Origin of the sequence: Bradyrhizobium sp. SZCCHNGR1005 (assembly GCF_032489995.1) — a bacterium.
Classification (GTDB): domain Bacteria; phylum Pseudomonadota; class Alphaproteobacteria; order Rhizobiales; family Xanthobacteraceae; genus Bradyrhizobium.
This window is the reverse complement of the sequence record NZ_JAUEZC010000006.1, coordinates 36,229-54,163: the sequence shown is the minus strand read 5'-3', so window position 1 is coordinate 54,163 and position 17,935 is coordinate 36,229. Positions and strand designations below refer to the sequence as shown.

At 64.0% G+C, this 17,935-nt stretch carries 18 protein-coding genes; 4 read left to right on the top strand and 14 right to left on the bottom strand.

Annotated features, from left to right (window positions below; translation table 11 throughout):
* Positions 1-50 precede the first annotated feature (50 nt).
* Positions 51-248 (bottom strand): DUF559 domain-containing protein, encoded by a 198-nt coding sequence (locus tag QXZ85_RS23970; RefSeq protein ID WP_315762610.1) that lies wholly within the window; start codon positions 246-248, stop codon positions 51-53.
* Between QXZ85_RS23970 and QXZ85_RS23965 the strand changes: the two genes are divergently transcribed.
* On the top strand, positions 192-332 hold the full coding sequence (locus QXZ85_RS23965) for a hypothetical protein (RefSeq protein WP_315703202.1): 141 nt from the start codon (positions 192-194) through the stop codon (positions 330-332). The genes QXZ85_RS23970 and QXZ85_RS23965 overlap by 57 nt on opposite strands.
* On the opposite strand, the gene argF is transcribed toward QXZ85_RS23965, so the two are convergent.
* Together argF and QXZ85_RS23955 are read right to left on the bottom strand one after the other, a co-directional pair.
* Positions 329-1,255 carry an ornithine carbamoyltransferase gene (gene argF / locus QXZ85_RS23960; protein ID WP_315702759.1) on the bottom strand — a complete coding sequence of 309 codons (927 nt, stop codon included), beginning with the start codon at positions 1,253-1,255 and terminating at the stop codon, positions 329-331. The genes QXZ85_RS23965 and argF overlap by 4 nt on opposite strands.
* Positions 1,252-2,460, bottom strand: coding sequence for an aspartate aminotransferase family protein (locus QXZ85_RS23955; protein ID WP_315702758.1), 1,209 nt, complete (start codon positions 2,458-2,460; stop codon positions 1,252-1,254). The genes argF and QXZ85_RS23955 overlap by 4 nt, the downstream gene beginning before the upstream one ends.
* Positions 2,461-2,947: 487 nt before the next feature.
* Between QXZ85_RS23955 and QXZ85_RS23950 the strand changes: the two genes are divergently transcribed.
* A complete protein-coding gene (locus QXZ85_RS23950; RefSeq protein WP_315702757.1) occupies positions 2,948-3,460 on the top strand; it encodes a GcrA family cell cycle regulator in 513 nt (170 codons plus the stop codon).
* A 266-nt stretch (positions 3,461-3,726) separates the two neighbouring features.
* Here the strand turns inward: QXZ85_RS23950 and phoB are convergent, their stop codons facing one another.
* The 10 genes from phoB to QXZ85_RS23900 form a co-directional block, all read right to left on the bottom strand.
* The gene (gene phoB / locus QXZ85_RS23945) at positions 3,727-4,431 is read right to left on the bottom strand and encodes a phosphate regulon transcriptional regulator PhoB (RefSeq protein WP_008972608.1); all 705 of its coding nucleotides are present in this window, start codon (positions 4,429-4,431) and stop codon (positions 3,727-3,729) included.
* Positions 4,432-4,446: 15 nt separating this feature from the next.
* Entirely contained in the window at positions 4,447-5,163 is a 717-nt protein-coding gene (gene phoU / locus QXZ85_RS23940; protein WP_315702756.1) for a phosphate signaling complex protein PhoU, read from the bottom strand.
* Positions 5,164-5,268: 105 nt separating this feature from the next.
* The gene (gene pstB / locus QXZ85_RS23935) at positions 5,269-6,090 is read right to left on the bottom strand and encodes a phosphate ABC transporter ATP-binding protein PstB (protein WP_315702755.1); all 822 of its coding nucleotides are present in this window, start codon (positions 6,088-6,090) and stop codon (positions 5,269-5,271) included.
* The gene (pstA, locus tag QXZ85_RS23930) at positions 6,087-6,962 is read right to left on the bottom strand and encodes a phosphate ABC transporter permease PstA (protein WP_315702754.1); all 876 of its coding nucleotides are present in this window, start codon (positions 6,960-6,962) and stop codon (positions 6,087-6,089) included. Before pstA ends, pstB begins: the two co-directional genes overlap by 4 nt.
* 28 nt (positions 6,963-6,990) lie before the next feature.
* Positions 6,991-7,989, bottom strand: coding sequence for a phosphate ABC transporter permease subunit PstC (pstC, locus tag QXZ85_RS23925; RefSeq protein ID WP_315702753.1), 999 nt, complete (start codon positions 7,987-7,989; stop codon positions 6,991-6,993).
* Between the two features lie 155 nt (positions 7,990-8,144).
* Entirely contained in the window at positions 8,145-9,155 is a 1,011-nt protein-coding gene (gene pstS / locus QXZ85_RS23920; protein ID WP_315702752.1) for a phosphate ABC transporter substrate-binding protein PstS, read from the bottom strand.
* A gap of 143 nt (positions 9,156-9,298) precedes the next feature.
* Positions 9,299-10,609 carry an ATP-binding protein gene (locus QXZ85_RS23915; protein ID WP_315703175.1) on the bottom strand — a complete coding sequence of 437 codons (1,311 nt, stop codon included), beginning with the start codon at positions 10,607-10,609 and terminating at the stop codon, positions 9,299-9,301.
* A 147-nt stretch (positions 10,610-10,756) separates the two neighbouring features.
* Positions 10,757-11,812 carry a UPF0104 family protein gene (locus QXZ85_RS23910; RefSeq protein WP_315702751.1) on the bottom strand — a complete coding sequence of 352 codons (1,056 nt, stop codon included), beginning with the start codon at positions 11,810-11,812 and terminating at the stop codon, positions 10,757-10,759.
* 530 nt (positions 11,813-12,342) lie between these two features.
* Positions 12,343-12,648, bottom strand: coding sequence for a hypothetical protein (locus QXZ85_RS23905; RefSeq protein ID WP_315768946.1), 306 nt, complete (start codon positions 12,646-12,648; stop codon positions 12,343-12,345).
* 5 nt (positions 12,649-12,653) lie between these two features.
* Positions 12,654-14,048, bottom strand: a complete 1,395-nt coding sequence (locus QXZ85_RS23900; protein ID WP_315702749.1) for an OmpA family protein — start codon at positions 14,046-14,048, stop codon at positions 12,654-12,656.
* A 327-nt stretch (positions 14,049-14,375) separates the two neighbouring features.
* Here QXZ85_RS23900 and QXZ85_RS23895 point away from each other — a divergent pair, with 327 nt between their 5' ends.
* Together QXZ85_RS23895 and QXZ85_RS23890 are read left to right on the top strand one after the other, a co-directional pair.
* Entirely contained in the window at positions 14,376-15,434 is a 1,059-nt protein-coding gene (locus QXZ85_RS23895) for a polysaccharide deacetylase family protein (protein ID WP_315702748.1), read from the top strand.
* A gap of 129 nt (positions 15,435-15,563) precedes the next feature.
* Positions 15,564-16,373, top strand: coding sequence for an SDR family oxidoreductase (locus tag QXZ85_RS23890; RefSeq protein WP_315702747.1), 810 nt, complete (start codon positions 15,564-15,566; stop codon positions 16,371-16,373).
* Between the two features lie 68 nt (positions 16,374-16,441).
* Here the strand turns inward: QXZ85_RS23890 and boxB are convergent, their stop codons facing one another.
* Positions 16,442-17,893, bottom strand: coding sequence for a benzoyl-CoA 2,3-epoxidase subunit BoxB (gene boxB / locus QXZ85_RS23885; RefSeq protein WP_315702746.1), 1,452 nt, complete (start codon positions 17,891-17,893; stop codon positions 16,442-16,444).
* Between the last annotated feature and the right edge of the window lie 42 nt (positions 17,894-17,935).

Here is a 17,935-nt window from a genome sequence, read left to right as displayed (position 1 = left end):
AGAGGGTGGCGCGATGACGCGCAGCGACAGCGCGCCGGGTGAGGGGTCTTTCACCCCGCGCCGAGCCTTGCGAGAATATCTTCCATGACAGCCGTTCGACGCTGCAGCACATCATTGTTCCAGTACCGCGCAACAGCGAACCCCTCGAGCGCGAGTACATGATCTCTTGCGACGTCAGTCGCCGATGACGCGTGCTGGCTTCCATCGATCTCGATCACGAGCCGCCGTTCGAAACAGACGAAATCCAGAATATACTGCTTGAACGGGCGGCTCGTGATGAATCGCGGCGCACCTACGGCGAGATCGTTCGTCAGCTCGTGGAGCGGCCTTAAGCTCCCGCCCCAAAGCACCAGGCCAGAATGCCCTTCTGGGCATGCAGGCGGTTTTCGGCCTCGTCGAACACCACCGATTGCGGGCCGTCGATCACCTCGTCGGTGACCTCCTCGCCGCGATGGGCGGGCAGACAGTGCATGAAGATCGCGTCCTGCTTTGCCAGCGACATCAGCTTGGAATTGACCTGATAGGGCTTGAGCAGATTGTGGCGATGCTCGCCGTCCTTGTCGCCCATCGACACCCAGGTATCGGTGACGACGCAATCAGCGCCCGCAACCGCCTCTTCCGGATCATGGCCAAGGCGAATATCCGCGTTCGTGGCGCGGATGAAATCCTTCATCACCTTGCCCGGCGCGAGCTGCGGCGGGGTCGCGACATTGAGCCTGAAGTTGAAGCGCTCCGCGGCGTGGGCCCAGGAGGCCAAAACGTTGTTGTCGTCGCCGCTCCAGGCCACGGTACGGCCCTCGATGGACCCGCGGTGCTCCTCGAACGTCATCACGTCGGCCATCACCTGGCAGGGATGCGAGCGCCGCGTCAGCCCGTTGATGACGGGCACGGTGGCATACTCCGCGAGCTCGAGCAGCGCATCGTGGCTCAGGATCCGTATCATGATGGCATCGACATAACGCGACAGCACGCGCGCGGTGTCGGCGATGGTCTCGCCGCGGCCGAGCTGCATTTCGGCGCCGGTCAGCATGATCGACTCGCCGCCGAGCTGGCGCATGCCGACGTCGAAGGAGACGCGGGTGCGCGTCGAGGGCTTCTCGAAGATCATCGCCAACACCTTGCCCTCGAGCGGCTTCTTCGCCGGCTCGTGCGCCTTCAGCTTCTTCTTCATGTCGCTGGACAGCGCGAGCATGGAGCGCAGCTCGGGTAGCGGAACCTCAGATATGTCGAGGAAATGACGGGGGGTCTTACTCATGACGCGGCTGCCTGCTTCGACTGACCGCTCGATAGCGCCGTACAGGCGCGATCGAGCCGCTGCACCGACTCTTCGATCTCGGTTTCGTTGACGATCAAGGGCGGCAGGAAGCGCACCACGTTGTCGCCGGCGCCGACGGTCAACAGCTTCTCGTCGCGGAGCGCCGCGATCAGATCGGCCGACGGAACCACGGCCTTGATGCCGATCAAGAGACCTTCGCCGCGGACCTCGGAGATCACCTCCGGGTGGCGATCGATCACGGCGGCGAGCTTCTGCTTGAGCAGCAGCGACATCTTGCGCGCGTGCTCGAAGAAGCCCGGCGCCAGCATCACGTCCAGCACCGCATTGGCCGCGGCCACCGCCAGCGGGTTGCCGCCGAAGGTCGAACCATGCGAGCCCGCCGTCATGCCGGCCGCAGCATCGGCCGTGGCGAGGCACGCGCCGATCGGGAAACCGCCGCCGAGCGCTTTCGCCAGCGACATCACGTCGGGCTCGACCCCGAGCCAGCGATGCGCGAACAGCTCGCCGGTGCGGCCCATGCCAGTCTGCACCTCGTCGAACACGAGCAGCAGGCCGTGCGCGTTGCAGAGCTCGCGCAGGGCCTTGTAGAAGCCCAGCGGCGCGGTGCGCACGCCACCCTCACCTTGCACCGGCTCGATCAAGATGCCCGCGGTGTGCGGGCCGATCGCCTTCTTCACCGCTTCGAGATCGCCGAGCGGGACTTGGTCGAAACCATCCATCGGCGGGCCGAAGCCGTCGAGATATTTGGCCGAGCCGGTGGCCGCGAGCGTCGCCAGCGTGCGGCCGTGGAACGCGCCCTCGAACGTAACGATGCGGTAACGTTCCGGATGCCCCTTGGCGGCGTGATGCTTGCGCGTGATCTTGATCGCGCATTCCATCGCTTCGGCGCCGGAATTGGCGAAGAACACGTAGTCGGCGAAGCTCTGCTCGCACAGCCGCGCCGCAAGCCGCTCGCCGTCCGGGCTCTTGAACAGGTTCGACATGTGCCAGAGCTTGGTCGCCTGCTCCTGCAGCGCCTTCACCAAATGCGGATGCGCGTGACCCAGCGCATTCACGGCGACGCCGGAGGTGAAGTCGAGATAGCGCTCGCCATTGGTCGCGATCAGCCAGGCGCCCTCGCCGCGCTCGAAGGCGAGATCGATCCGGGCAAATACGGGGAGCAGATGCGACGCGACGTCCGTCATGGCTGATCACTTGAGCTGACGGGCCGGTCAAGACGCGCACGAGGAGGCGCAAAGCAGCGCCATCGCGCACCCGGGACCCGGCCCTGGAAAACAAAATGTGCCGCCTTTTCAAGGCGGCACGGACAACTATTGTATGCGCAGGACGTTCGCTGTCAACACGCGTGAGCCAGCCGCCTCAGCGCGGAACAGGTGGGGTTTCCGGTCGATGACAGTGCTAAGCGTTCCCGGTCCACATCGACGGAAGGTGTGGACGGTGGCCCCCGACTCTTGCGCGGGAGTCACGGCATATTGTAGCGTTTTTCGCATCGAGTACGACATCTCGTGCAGCAGGTCTGATCCTTAAGAGTTCGGTGGTTCGGCGTACACGTCCGGGCGCGCATCTCGCGCCCGGCGAGGGCTAAGGGATTCTGCGAGCAGGGATTTTCGTGAGTTTGGCACCGCAGCGCTGTCCCGAAACTGGCCAGCGAAACGCGAAGGGAAAGGTGCGATGACGGTATTGACCTGGTCAGACGATCGCGTCGAGCAGTTGAAAAAGCTCTGGGAGGCCGGACTGTCGGCCAGCCAGATCGCAGCGGAGCTCGGAAATGTGACGCGCAACGCCGTGATCGGCAAGGTCCACAGGCTCGGCCTCTCCGGCCGTGCCAAGAGCCCTGCCGCCGCCGCTCCGCGTCAGCGCAAGGCCCGCCCCGCTCAGCCGATGATGCGGGTGGCCCGCCCGGTGGCGCGCGGCAACACCGCGCTCGCCCAGGTGTTCGAGGTCGAGACGGAGCCCGATCCGATCACCTTCGACAATGTGGTGCCGATGAACCAGCGGCTGTCGCTGCTCGAGCTCCGCGAAGGCACCTGCCACTGGCCGGTCGGCGATCCCGCCAGCGCGGACTTCTTCTTCTGCGGCGGCAAGGCGCTGAACGGCCTGCCCTATTGCGCGCAGCATTCGCGCATCGCCTATCAGCCCGCGGCCGATCGCCGTCGTCACCCCGGCAAGAGCCCGGCACGCTGATCTGTTGCGCATCTTGGACGCGCTGTTAGCTCAGCCATCAGCTGTCGTCCCCGCGAACGCGGGGACCCATAACCACCGGCGGGCGTGGTTATGATGGATGTTAGCTACAGCTGCAGCTCTATCATCAGCATTTGCGGTTATGGGTACCGGCGTTCGCCGGGATGACGGCGGCGCACGTTGCAAGCGCGCTTGTCATGACAAAAAAGGCGGAGCCGAAGCTCCGCCTTTGATCGGGTGCTGTTTGTCGCTGCGCGATCGCCCTCAGCTCACGATTCCGCCTTCGCAAAGCGGTCGTCGAGCGCATAGCCCGCGCCACGCACGGTGCGGATCGGATCCTGTTCGCGTCCCGGATTGAGCAGCTTGCGCAAGCGTCCGATGTGCACGTCCACCGTACGCTCGTCGATGTAGATGTCGCGGCCCCAGACGCTGTCGAGCAGCTGCTCGCGGCTGAACACGCGGCCCGGATGTTCCAGGAAGAACTCGAGCAGCCGATATTCGGTCGGCCCGAGATCGATCGGCCGGCCGGAGCGGGCGACGCGGCGCTTCTCGCGATCGAGCTCGATGTCGCCATAGGCGAGCACGGTGGCGAGCCGTTCGGGGCTCGCGCGACGGAGCAGACCCTTCACGCGGGCCAACAGCTCGGGCACCGAGAACGGCTTGACGATGTAATCGTCCGCCCCGGTGGCGAGCCCGCGGACCCGCTCGCTCTCCTCACCGCGCGCCGTCAGCATGATGATCGGCAGCTGCTTGGTCTCGGGCCGGGCGCGCAGGCGCCGGCACAGCTCGATGCCGGACAGCCCCGGCAGCATCCAGTCCAGCACCACGAGATCGGGCACCCGTTCCTTCAGTCGCGTGTCGGCGTCGTCGCCGCGCGCAACCGTCTCGACCTCGTAACCTTCGGTCTCGAGATTGTAGCGCAGCAGCGTCGTCAGCGCTTCCTCGTCTTCCACAACCAGAATGCGCGCACTCATCGCTCAGCTTCTCTCTCAGTTTCCGGGGGCGGTGGCCGCGAAGGACGTCATGTCGCCCTTCGGACGCTTGTCGATCATCGGCTGGCCTTCGATCATGTAGAACACGGTTTCCGCGATGTTGGTCGCATGATCGCCGATCCGTTCGATGTTCTTGGCGCAGAACATCAGGTGAATGCAGAACGAGATGTTGCGGGGATCTTCCATCATGTAGGTGAGCAGCTCGCGGAACAGCGAGGTGCAGATGGCGTCGACCTCCTCGTCGCCCTTCCACACCGTCATCGCCGCCGGCAGATCGTGGGCGGCATAGGCGTCGAGCACCGACTTGACCTGCGACTGCACCAGGTCGGTCATGTGCTCCAAACCGCGGATCAGCTTCAAGGGATGGAAATCGCTCTCCAGCGCGGCGACGCGCTTGCCGATGTTCTTGGCGAGGTCGCCGATCCGCTCGAGGTCGGTCGCAACCCGCATCGCGCCGACGATCTCGCGCAGGTCCACCGCCATCGGCTGCCGGCGGGCGATGGTGAGCACCGCGCGCTCCTCGATCAGCCGCTGCAGACTGTCGATCTCGGCGTCCGTCTGGATCACCCGCTCGCCGAGCGCGACGTCGCGCCGCACCAGCGCGTCGACGGAATCCACGATCAGCCGCTCGGCCAAGCCGCCCATCTCCGCGACCAGCCGCGTCAGCTCCTGCAGGTCGCTGTCAAACGCCTTGACGGTATGTTCACTGGCCATCTCTATCTCCTCGGCAATGCCGTCGTAGTCCGGCGCGTCAATTCGGGTCTCGCTGCCTCAGCCAACTGCCCCTTGCCGACCGATGCAAGGGGTCCGTTTCCGGCATCAGCCGAAGCGGCCGGTGATGTAGTCCTGGGTCCGCCGATCGCTCGGCGAGGTGAAGATCTTGCTGGTATCGTCGAACTCGATCAGCTCGCCGAGATACATGAAGGCGGTCTTGTCGGAGACGCGGGCCGCCTGCTGCATGTTGTGGGTCACGATCGCGATCGTGTAGTTGTCCGACAGCTCCTGGATCAACTCCTCGACCTTGGCGGTCGAGATCGGATCGAGCGCCGAGCACGGCTCGTCGAACAGGATCACCTCGGGACGCACCGCAACGGTGCGGGCAATACAGAGACGCTGTTGCTGGCCGCCGGAAAGGCTCAGGCCCGAGGCGTTGAGCTTGTCCTTGACCTCGTTCCACAGCGCGCCGCCGCGCAACGCCTTCTCGACGCGGTCATCCATCTCGGATTTGGAGATCTTCTCATACAGGCGGATGCCGAAGGCGATGTTCTCGTAGATCGTCATCGGGAACGGCGTCGGCTTCTGGAACACCATGCCGACGCGCGCACGCAAGAGGTTCAGGTCGAGCTTGGGGTCGAGGATGTTGGTGTTGTCCAGCATCAGCTGGCCTTCGGCGCGCTGGCCCGGATACAGATCATACATCCGGTTGAAGATGCGCAGCAGCGTGGACTTGCCGCAGCCGGACGGTCCGATGAAGGCCGTCACCCGGTTGGTTCCGAGCGACAGGTTGATGTTCTTCAGCGCATGGTGATCGCCGTAATAAAAGTTCAGGTTCCGGACCGTCACCTTCGCCGGAGCGTCCGGCAAGGATTTGTTCGGAATGACGCCCGCCGGACTTGAGACGGAAACAGACATGTCGGTCATTTTGCGCTCCTCTCGGCGCCCAGAATGCGGGCCCCGATGTTCAGGGCAAGTACGGTCAAGGTAATCAAAAGGGCCCCGGTCCAGGCCAGCTGCTTCCAATAGGCATAGGGGCTCTGGACGAAGTTGTTGATGGTCACCGGCAGGTTGGCCATCGTGTGGGTAAGATCGAGGCTCCAGAACTGGTTCGACAACGCAGTGAACAGGAGCGGCGCGGTCTCGCCGGCCACGCGAGCGGTCGCCAGCAGGACGCCCGTGATCAAGCCGGAGCGCGCCGCGCGATAGGCGATGCGCCGGATCACCAGCGAACGCGGCAGGCCAAGTGCGGAGGCGGCCTCACGCAGCGGATTGGGCACCAGCAGCAGCATGTCCTCGGTGGTGCGCAGCACGACCGGAATCACGATCACGGCAAGCGCCAGACAGCCCGCGATGGCCGAGAAGCCGCCCATCGGAACCACGACCGCGCCATAGATGAACAGGCCGATGATGATGGATGGGGCAGAGAGCAGGATGTCGTTGATGAAACGGATCACCGAAGTCAACCGGTCATGGCGACCATACTCGGCGAGGTAGGTGCCGGCGAACAAGCCGAGTGGAGCACCGACGCCGACGCCGAAGACCGTCATGATGATCGAGCCTACGATGGCGTTGCGCAGGCCGCCGTCGCTCGATCCCGGCGGCGGCGTATCGGTCGCGAAGACCTGCACGGTCAGGCCAGCCAGGCCCTGGTAGAGCAGATCGATCAGGATCAGTGCGAGCCAGGTCACGCCGAACAGCGCGGCAAGCACGCACAGCGCACGGACGAAGATGTCCTTGCGGCGGCGGCGGCCATAGATCCGGTTGGCCGGATTGATGGGCGTATCGGTAGACGTCATGCGATCTCTCCTGCCCTATCCATCCGGCTTATTTTCCGGCCTTGGCTTCGAGCCGCAGCAGCATCAGGCGCGCGCCGGCGAGCACGAAGAAGGTGAGAACGAACAGCAACAGTCCGAGCAGAATCAGGGCCGACTGGTGCAAACCGTCGCTCTCCTGGAATTCCGATGCGATCGCCGCCGAGATCGTGGTGCCCGGCGCGAAGATCGACGAGGAGATGCGGAACGAGTTGCCGATGATGAACGTCACTGCCATGGTCTCGCCGAGCGCCCGGCCGAGCGCCAGCATGATGCCGCCGATGACGCCGACCCGGGTGTAAGGGATCACCACGCTGCGCACGACCTCCCAGGTGGTGCAGCCGACGCCATAGGCGGCCTCCTTCAAGACCGGTGGCACGGTCTTGAACACGTCCACCGAAATCGAAGTGATGAAGGGCAGCACCATGATGGCCAGGATCAGCGAGGCATTGAACAGGCTGAGATAGGACGGCGGCCCGGCGAAGATGTCCTGCAGGATCGGAATGTTGGCGCACAGGCTGATCATGAACGGCTGGAACGTGTAGGCCAGGAACGGCCCCAGCACGAAGAAGCCCCACATGCCGTAGATGATCGACGGGATGCCGGCGAGCAGCTCGATGGCGATGCCGATCGGGCGGCGCAGCCATTGCGGGCAGAGCTCGGTGAGGAAGATCGCAATGCCGAGACCGACCGGGATGGCGATCAGCATCGCGATAAAGGACGACACCAGCGTGCCGTAGATCGGTCCCAGCGCACCCAGCACGGGCGGATCGGCTGACGGCGCCCAGCGGCGCGTCCACAGGAACTCGAAGCCATATTCCTTCATTGCCGGCCAGGCGCCGATGATCAGTGACAGGATGATGCCGCCGAGGATGAGCAGCACCGAAATCGCCGACAGGCGGGTGATCCAGTAGAAGGTGACGTCGCCAAACTTGAAGGCGCTCAGCGCCCGGGCGCGGTCATAGGGTCCGGCGGCATCGCTGACAGTGCTTGCGTCGCTTTGAACGGCCATCTCTGCCAAGTCCGCCCCCTGTTTCTGATAGACCTGTACTTGCGTACTTGTACTTGCGCACTTGTGCTTGTGTACTCGCACTTCTGCACCAGCACCTGCGTCGTCGACGTCCCCTCTCCCACGCCTGGGAGAGGGGCCACATTCGAAGGAGCGGCTTAGCTCTTGATGTCGGACGACCAGGTCTTCTCGATCATCTTCACGACGTTGTCGGGCATCGGGATGTAGTCGAGCTCCTCAGCCATCTTGGCGCCCTTCTCGAACGACCACTTGAAGAACTTGATGGCTTCGGCGGAGGCCGCCTTGTCGGCCGGCTCCTTGTGCATCAGGATGAAGGTCGCCGCCGTCATCGGCCAGGACTTGTCGCCCGGCTGGTCGGCCAGGACAACGTAATAGCCCGGCGCATGGGCCCAATCCGCATTCGAGGCGGCGGCCTGGAACGCCTCCACGGTCGGCTGCACGGTCTTGCCGGCCTTGTTGATCATGCCGGTGTAGGTCAGCTTGTTCTGCTTGGCATAGGCATACTCGACATAGCCGATCGAGTTCTTGGTCTGGCTGATATTGCCGGACACGCCCTCATTGCCCTTGGCGCCGACGCCGGTCGGCCACTCCACGGCCGTGTTCGCGCCGATCTTGCTCTTCCACTCGGGGCTGACGTCGGAGAGATAGGTGGTGAAGTTGAAGGTGGTGCCCGAACCGTCCGAACGACGCACGACCGAGATCGCCTCGGACGGCAGCTTCACCTTCGGGTTCAGCTTCTTGATCGCCGCGTCGTCCCACTTGGTGATCTTGCCGAGGTAGATCTCGGCGAGGGTCGGACCGTCGAGCACCATCTCGCCCGGCTTCACGCCTTCGAGATTCACGACCGGGACGATGCCGCCCATCACCATCGGCCACTGGACCAGGCCGTCCTTCTCGAGCTGCTCGGCCTTCAGCGGCGCGTCGGTGGCGCCGAAGGTCACGGTCTTGGCCTGGATCTGCTTGATGCCGCCGCCGGAGCCGATCGACTGATAGTTCAGACCGTTGCCCGTCTCCTTCTTGTAGGCGTCAGCCCACTTGGAATAGATCGGGAACGGGAACGTCGCGCCCGCTCCGGTGATGTCGGCGGCAAAGGCCGACGTCGATGCGGCGACCAGGCCGGCAGCGACGATAGCTTTGAAGAAATTCATTGCTGGTCTCCCATTTGGGGAGCGAAGCGCCACGCGCGCCCGACTGCGCTCCCGCCGGCCCCTTTAAGGTGCCTCGTTGCCGCTTTTATAAAGGTTTGATGACAGTCGGATGACATGGATCAAACCATTGCAGCTACAGGCTTTTATGCCCCGAATGGCGGCTTTGGCTGGGGGAAACAGGCGGTGAAAGTTGCTCCATTTTTGGGCACACTTTCGATCAAAAGACGGCCGCGGTGGCGGTTAAGAATGTGTTTCACCAGCGATAATCCGAGCCCCGTCCCGCCCTGCGCGCGGCTGTCGCCGACATCAACCCGGTAGAAGCGCTCGGTCAGCCGGGGCAGGTGCTCGGGCGCGATACCGGGGCCGAAGTCCCGCACCTTGACCCGGATTTCCGGGGTTCCCTCACCTGAGACTGCCGAGGTCAGCGACACAATGACGCGGCCGCCCGAGGCGCCGTATTTCAGGGCGTTCTCGATCAGATTCTCGAACAGGCGGAGCAGCTCCTCCCGGTCGCCGGCAATGGTGACGGGGGTCTCCGGCAGATCGATCTCGACCTTGACCTGACGCTCGCGTGCCAAGGGTTCGAGCCCGTCGGCCACCTGGTGGATGATCGGGATCAGGTCAACGGTCGCATCCGGCCGAACATGCGCGGAGAGCTCGACCCGGGACAGCGACAACAGATCGTCGATCAGGCGGGCCATTCGCCCGGCCTGGGTATGCATGATGCCGAGGAAGCGCTCGCGCGCCCTGGGATCGTCCTTGGCCGGTCCCTGCAGGGTGTCGATGAAGCCGGACAGTGCCGCCAGCGGCGTACGAAGCTCATGACTTGCATTAGCGACAAAGTCGGCGCGCATCTCCTCGACCCGGCGCAGCGGCGTCAGGTCATGGAACGTCATCAGCATGCACTTCTCGGTGCCGCCGAAGGCGGTCGGAACCGGGACCGGCGTGATGATCAGCTCCATCCAGCGATCGACCGGCACATGGTCGTGATAGGTGGCGCGACGGGGCTCGGTGGTGGCAATGGCTTCCCGCAACGCCGTGATGATTTCGGGAGAGCGCAGCGCGAATTGAGCGAGCTCGTTCTTGCGCAGCGCCGGCGCCAGCTGCGCCGCCGCCTCATTGAGGTGGATGACACGACCGGCGCGGTCGAGCAGCACCACGGGATCGGGCATGCCGGCCACCACTGCATTGACGGCGGGGGCCTCCACGGGATTGCTGCCACGGAACACATCCTCCCGCGTTGTCACGGCGCTGTGCAGGCGCCAGGGCACCAGCGCAGCGGCGGCGATGCAGAGGAACACCGCAGCCGCCCGGAACGGCAGGAGCTCGTCGCGCAACACGAGCACGCCGAGCGCGAGCGCGGCCACCAGGAGGATGATTGCGGAGTGCCGGAGCCGGTCCGGCCAGGGCGAGAAGGCGGCCGGAGAAGACGGTGATGGACCGTCCAGTGCTATCGGGCTGTCGCTGTCAGATTTCTGCACCGCGTCCTGCAGCTCTCATTGAGGATTGGAGAAGCGATATCTGCGCTTCATCTGCGCGCCTCTTGACCAAGATTTTCCGGATCACTGTTCCCTCGGCCTGCGGAGCATCCCGCGGCCGGGTCACACGCCGGCATCCCTGTGCTCGGTCACATAAGCGGCTTCGTGCGCTCGTCCTGCTTCGAAGTGGAGGGCGGCCTGACGTAGCCGTTTGGACCGGGCACTGATGATAATCTCGCGAAACGTCAGCAAGATTACAGATATGACGAAGGGGGCGAGATAATAGAGCATTCGGAACAGCAGCATGCCGGCAAGCAGCTCCTCCCGGTCCATCTGCCAGAGCCCCACCAGCATGGCGGCATCGAACACGCCGAGCCCGCCTGGCGAATGGCTCGCAAATCCCAGGAGAGTCGCCGAAACGAAGATCACGGCGACCACGACGAAGCCGAGATTGGGCTCGTCCGGGACCAGCACATACATCGCCAGGGCGCAAAAACCGAGGTCAAGGATGCCGATCGCGACCTGGAGGAGGGTGAGCGGACCGCCAGGCAGCATGACCGTCCAGGGTCCGCGGCCGACCATGCGCGGCTTGGTCCAGACCCAGGCCACATAGCCGAACAGCCCCATCAGGATTGCGATCGCGACCACGCGGTTCAGCCAGGGCGGCAGCTGGTCGATGGCGGCGGCAGCTTCCGGATGATAGGTGATGCCAAGCCCGAGCACCGCGGCGTTGCCCAGCCAAAAAGTGAGCCCGGCGAGGAAGCAGATCTTGGCGACATCGATCGCATTCAGCCCCCAGGCCGAATAGATCCGATAGCGCACCGCACCGCCGGTAAAGACGCTCGCGCCGACATTGTGGCCGATCGAATAGCTGGTGAAGGCGGCCAGCGCGTTGATCCGATAGGGCACGTGGCGGTGCCCGATCGCACGCACCGCGAACAGATCGTAGAACGTCAGGGTGAAATAGCCGGCGGCCACGAACAGCGCCGCGAGTCCGATCTGGTAGGGCTCCGTGCTCTTGATCGCTTCCAGCACCTCGCCGGTATCGATGCCCCGCAGCATGTGATAAAGCACGCGGCAAGCGACCGCGATCACAGCAATGCTGACGATCACGCCGAGCTTATGCAGCACCTGTTTCTGGCGCAGGAAAGAGGTCGCTCCGCGGATGGCTTCAAGCATCGACACCTCTGACCGTGATCCGGCGCGCTGCACGGCAAGATCCCTGGGAAACGCGTCCGATCGAGCGGAATAACGCGTGCGCCGCGCCATGACTCATCAGCGCCCTCGTAGCGCGTTTCGCGCCTTTGGGGAACTCGGCAGGTGTGAACAAAACTCGGGCATGCAAGACACTTAGGAGGGATTCCGACCGATACGATGCACCGTTTTGCCGCAGGAGGCCAGGACCTCTATTAGCCCATGCAAGGCTGCCCAGCCTGCGAGTCCCAGGTTAAACTTCTGTGAGCATGCCCGGAAACCGGGGTGGTTTCCGCATGTCGGGGCTCCCAGTGCTCCGATCGCGTCCGAAGTCCGCATCGCATCACGACGACCTGATCGGCAAATTTCCGACCCGGCGAGCACTGGAGATCGAACAGCAGAGATAACGTCGGCGAATGCGGTTAGCAGGTGGCCATGGTCAAACCTTCGTGTCGGATTGCCACAGCACCTTTTTCGGATTTCACACCTGACATCTGCGCGGTCGCGGGCCACGATCAGGCCGCCGGCTTGGCGCGCATGCTGCGCAACAACACCCACGCCCGTAGCCAGGAACCGACCGTGCAACCCGCCAGATATGGCACGAACAGCAGGAGCAGCAGTTCGAGCCAATAACCGGCGCGCCCCGGAAGCACCCGGGTGACAGCAACGGCGACCAGAACCAGCGTAAGCGCCGACAAGCCGAGCATCAGCCGACGCGACACGCTGGGGCCGCGATGCACCACGGCGACCCAGCCCATCGCCAGCCCGATCAAGAGCGCGCCCAGCAGCCAGCCCCAATGGAATGCGATCAGAAAGGCCATTGCGGTCACCTCACCACGAAATCGATGCGCCGGTTCTGCGCGCGTCCATCGCTGGTATCGTTCGACGCGATCGGCTGCGTGCTGCCGTGGCCTACGGCCGTGAAGCGATCGGCCGGCAACCCTGCCTTGACGAGATAGTCGACAACAGCCTGGGCGCGCTTCTGCGAGAGCGCCTGGTTGGCCGCCTCGTCGCCTTCGGCATCGGTATGGCCGGCGATCTCGATGTTCGCCGACGGGCAACGCAGCGCGATTTCGACGATACGGTCGAGCAGGCCGGTGGAATCCCGGTCGATGTCGGCTCGCCCGGTCTCGAAGCGAATCCTGGTCTTGCCGAGCAAATCCGAGAACAGCTGTTGACAGACCGTCGCATCGACCGGGCCGGCCGCAGGCTTGACGGTTATCTCAGCCTTGACTTGCCAACCCTGCGGCACGTCCTTGGCGAGGCCCGATTGGATCTGCCGCGCCGCCTCGTCATACAGTGCGTCGCCGGAGATCTTGATCTCCCGTTCCGAGACCATGAGCGTGCCGGTCGACAGGCGCGACAACGCACCGAGCGCCGGCACCACCGCATTGACGAAGCCGGAGGGCGCTCCGACGCTGTTCTTGAGATTATCGACGACCTTTTCGCCGAAGAACCGCCGCGATGACGCGCCGACGACCACGGCATGGATGTTTTCATCCGGGACGTTGCCGGACAAACTGACGGTCAAGGCGACCGGATCCTTGTAGGCCTGGAAGATATAAGGCGGGGCCTTCACCTCGTTGCTGGCGATCTTGAAGCCATCCGGCAGGTCCTTGAGCGCCGCCGCGATCGCCTCGCGGCCGCCGAGTTCGCGCGCCATGCCCGACAGCGTAACGTCGCCGTCCGAAATCGTGAACTTTCCGTCCTTCAATTTGCCGATCTGGCCGATCAGCAGCAGCGCGGCATCCTCGAAGCGCGGCGGCGCACCGCGGGCGAGCGTCATCTGGTCGGCAACTTCGACGCCCTTGAGCGCCGAACGCGCGGCTTCCGAAAGCTTCGTCTTGAGCGCCGGCAGGGGCGCATTGCCGCCGAGGGTGACCCTGACCACATCGCGCTCGGCGGACCAGACGAAAGGTTTTGCTTCCGCGACCAGACGGGTCTCGTCGTCGACCAGCCGCACACCGGGCACGGCCGCAACAGATGCCAAGGCTGCACGACGGCCCTCGTCCGAGAAGGCGTAGGCGCTCAGGCTGACGTCGCGGCCGTCGGCGGCGATCTTCGTCTTGTCGAGCACCGCCCCCTTCAGGGCCTCCGAGCTCCGTGCGGCGAGATCATTCTCCAGCGGAGCCGTGCTGGTCCAGGCGGCGAAGGCCCAAAGCACGATCAACGGGATGATTCCAGGCCACCATTTGCCGCTCCACCGGAAAAGTCCACGCATTCGTCATCCCGTCTGGTCAGGAAATGGAGACAAAACAAACCCTTGCTGGCCTGTCAAACCGGAAATGCGCCGCCCTTTTCGAGCGCCGCGGGCGGATCGCCCGGCTAACCGTTTCTTCAACGATTCGTCGCTAACGTTACGGTTACACCTCTCGCCTCCTTTCCGATGCCTCACTCGCCGCAGCCGCGGCTGATGATCTCAGATCGAAGGGACGGTGCCAGAACCATAGCATTTGCGAGTGCCCATGACGTTCTGAAGTTCGCGGATGGGCGTTGACGCGACAGGTCGCGAGCTTCAGGAGAGGCACCAGTTGGGCGCACGCTTTCGATGAAGCGATTTCGTAAAACCTTGATTCGGGCGGGTCTCGAAGCGCTCTACTTCAGCGGCGCCCATATCTGGCTGCGACCGATCTTCGCAGGGGCCGGCGCTATCTTTACGCTGCATCACGTGCGACCGCGCCGCGAGGCCGATTTCCAACCCAATTTCCATCTGGAAGTCACGCCCGACTTCCTCCGCGAGATGCTCGCCCATTTGCGTGCCCATGAAGTCGACATCATCACCCTCGACGAGGTGCACCGGCGACTCCTCGAGCAGAACTTCTCGCGGCGCTTCGCCTGCTTCACCTTCGACGACGGCTATCGCGACAATCGCGATTTCGCGCTGCCGGTGATGCGCGAGTTCGATGCGCCGTTCACGATCTTTGTCACCGCCGATTTCGCCGCGGGCAGCGGCCTGCTCTGGTGGCTCGCGCTCGAGAGGATCGTTGCCGACGCGGACATGATCGAGGCGCCGATCGGAGGCACCGCGACGCGATTGGATGCACAGGATGCGACCGCCAAATGCATCGCGTTCCAGCGCCTGCACGACTGGTTGCGCGGATTGCCGGGTGAACACGAGATCCAGCGCGAGATGAGCGCGCTGTGCGCACGACATGGGGTCGATGCGGGCGCGATCTGCCGCGAGCTCTGCCTGTCCTGGGACGAATTGAGAGCACTTGCAGACGAGCCGCTGGTCACGATCGGCGCGCATTCCGCAAGCCACTGCAATCTCGCCAAACAAAGCGAAGAGGACGCGTTGCGCGAGATGGCGGAGAGCCGGGCGCGGATCGAGGACGCGTTGCAGCGGCCCGTGCGACACATGGCCTATCCTTACGGCGACCGCGCCGCGGCCGGTCCACGCGAGTTCATGCTGGCAGCGAGGGCCGGCTTCAACTGCGCAGTCACCACCCGCCCCGGCATGATCTTTCCAGAGAATGGAGAGCATTTGACCGCGCTGCCGCGGGTGTCGCTCAACGGCCATTACCAGGACGCGCGCGTGCTGCCAGTCCTGACCTCAGGCGCGGCCATCGCGATGTGGAACGGCTTCCGCCGCATCGACGCGGCATAGGTTAGAGCGACGTCCTCCGTACAACCGGCAGACTTCGCGCGAACAAGCTTCCGACGCGACCTGCCGGAGCCCCTCGCTTGACTCGAACAGCCACGCGGCCCACACAGATCGCAAAGTCAGGGAGGTACCATGTTGAAGGATCTGTTCTCACTCCAAGGCCGCATCGCGCTCGTGACCGGCGGCTCGCGCGGCATCGGCAAGATGATCGCGGCCGGCTTCCTGAGCGCCGGCGTCTCGCGCGTCTACATCACGGCGCGGAAGGCGGGGCCTTGCGAACAGACCGCCCAGGAGCTCAGCGCCAAATATGGCAGCGAATGCATCGCGCTGCCGATCGACATCTCCACGCTGTCCGGAATCGAGAGGCTCGCCGGCGAGATCAAGGCACGCGAGCCCAAGCTCGACATTCTCGTCAACAATGCAGGCGCCGCCTGGGGCGCTGAGTTCGACGAATTCCCCGAAAGCGGCTGGGACAAGGTCATGGACCTGAATGTCAAAACGCCGTTCTTCCTGACCAAGGCGATTGCCGCGCCGCTGCGCGCGGCGGCGAGCCGCGAGCGGCCGGCCAAGGTGATCAATATCGCTTCGATCGACGGCATCTTCGTCAACCCGCTGGAGACCTACTCCTACGCGGCAAGCAAGGCGGGCCTGATCCATCTGACCCGGCGCATGGCGGCAAAGCTGATCCACGACAACATCGTGGTGACCGCGATCGCGCCCGGCCCGTTCCAATCCGACATGAACAAGGCAGCCCGCGACCATGCCGACGAGGTGGCAACGCGTGTGCCTGCGGGCCGGATCGGGACCGAGGAGGATATGGCGGGGACGGCGATCTATCTCGCCTCGCGCGCCGGCGACTATGTGGTGGGCACCACCGTCGCGGTCGACGGCGGCATCGTCTATGCCAATCCCGGCATTCCCGGCGCGGGCTGGGACAGCTGAGTAGTAAAGGCGAATGGCGAGTAGCTCTTCCCTACTCGCTATTCGCCACGCCCTACTCGCAATTCACATCACGACTCGATCTTCACATACTCGAAATCGCCCGGCTTGTTGTCGATGCCGACCCGGGGCGGGGCGATCCAGGGCGCAAAGCCGCCGATCTCGGTGACCGGCTGCATCAGCGAGGCGATGTAGGCGCCGTCATCGGCCGACGGCAGCCATTCGCTCTTGCGCTTCTGCCAGGTCGCCTCGTCGATCAGGATGCCGTCCGGCGTCGCATGGACGTCCTTGAACTCGCCGATGGCACGGTGGAAGGCGACGTGCGGCAGCTTGAGCTGGAACGCATAGCCTGCCGTGGTGATGATCTTGTTCCAACGCAACAGGCCCTTGACGCAGTCCTGCGAGTAGTCGTCGCGCAGCCGCATGTTGAGCGCCGTCAACGCTGGCTCCTCGACCCGCTTGATCTCACCGTCCACCAGCTTGAGCACCGGATAGGTCGAGTTCTTGAGCTGATGATCGTCCTGGATCTGAGTCTCGTGATAGCGGCCCTTGATGCCGGCATTGAAGGCATTCGCCGCATTGGTCGAAACCTCGGAGCCGAACAGGTCGAGCGAGAGCGTGTAGTGCAGATTGAGCTTCTTCTGGATGGTCGGCAGATCGATGACGCCGAGCGCACGCACCTTGGCAACATCGGTCGGATCATCGATGCCGGCGGCGCGCATCGCGTCAACTGTGCGCTGAATGACGCGTCCGACGCCGGTCTCGCCGACGAACATGTGATGCGCCTCTTCGGTCAGCATGAAGCGGCAGGTGCGCGACAGCGGATCGAAGCCGGACTGCGCGAGCGAATGCAGCTGCATCTTGCCGTCGCGGTCGGTGAAATAGGTGAACATGAAGAAGGACAGCCAGTCCGGCGTCTTCTCGTTGAAGGCGCCCAACATCCGTGGTGAGTCCGCGTCGCCCGAGCGGCGGCGGAGCAACTCGTCTGCCTCCTCGCGCCCGTCACGGCCGAAATATTTCTGCAACAGATACACCATCGCCCAGAGATGGCGGCCTTCCTCGACATTGACCTGGAACAGGTTGCGCATGTCGTACAGCGAGGGCGCGGTCTTGCCGAGATGGCGCTGCTGCTCCACTGATGCCGGCTCGGTGTCGCCCTGGATCACGATCAGGCGGCGCATCAGCGCGCGGTATTCGCCGGGCACCTCCTGCCAGGCCGGCTCGCCATAATGCTCACCGAACGGAATGACGCGATTCTCTTCCTGCGGAGCAAGCAGAATGCCCCAACGATAATCGGGCATCTTGACGTAGTCGAACTTGGCCCAGCCGCGCGGATCGACGGAATAGGCCGTGCGCAAATACACCAGCGACTGCTGGAAGCCATCCGGGCCCATGTCGTTCCACCAATCGACATAGCCGGGGTGCCAACCTTCCAGCGCTTTCAGCACCTGGCGATCCTCGGCCAGATTCACGTTGTTCGGAATCTTGGTGCTGTAGTCGACGTTCATGATGTTCATGTTCATGGCCTTTTCCTCCCGAAAGGGGCGAATGGCGAATTGCGAATA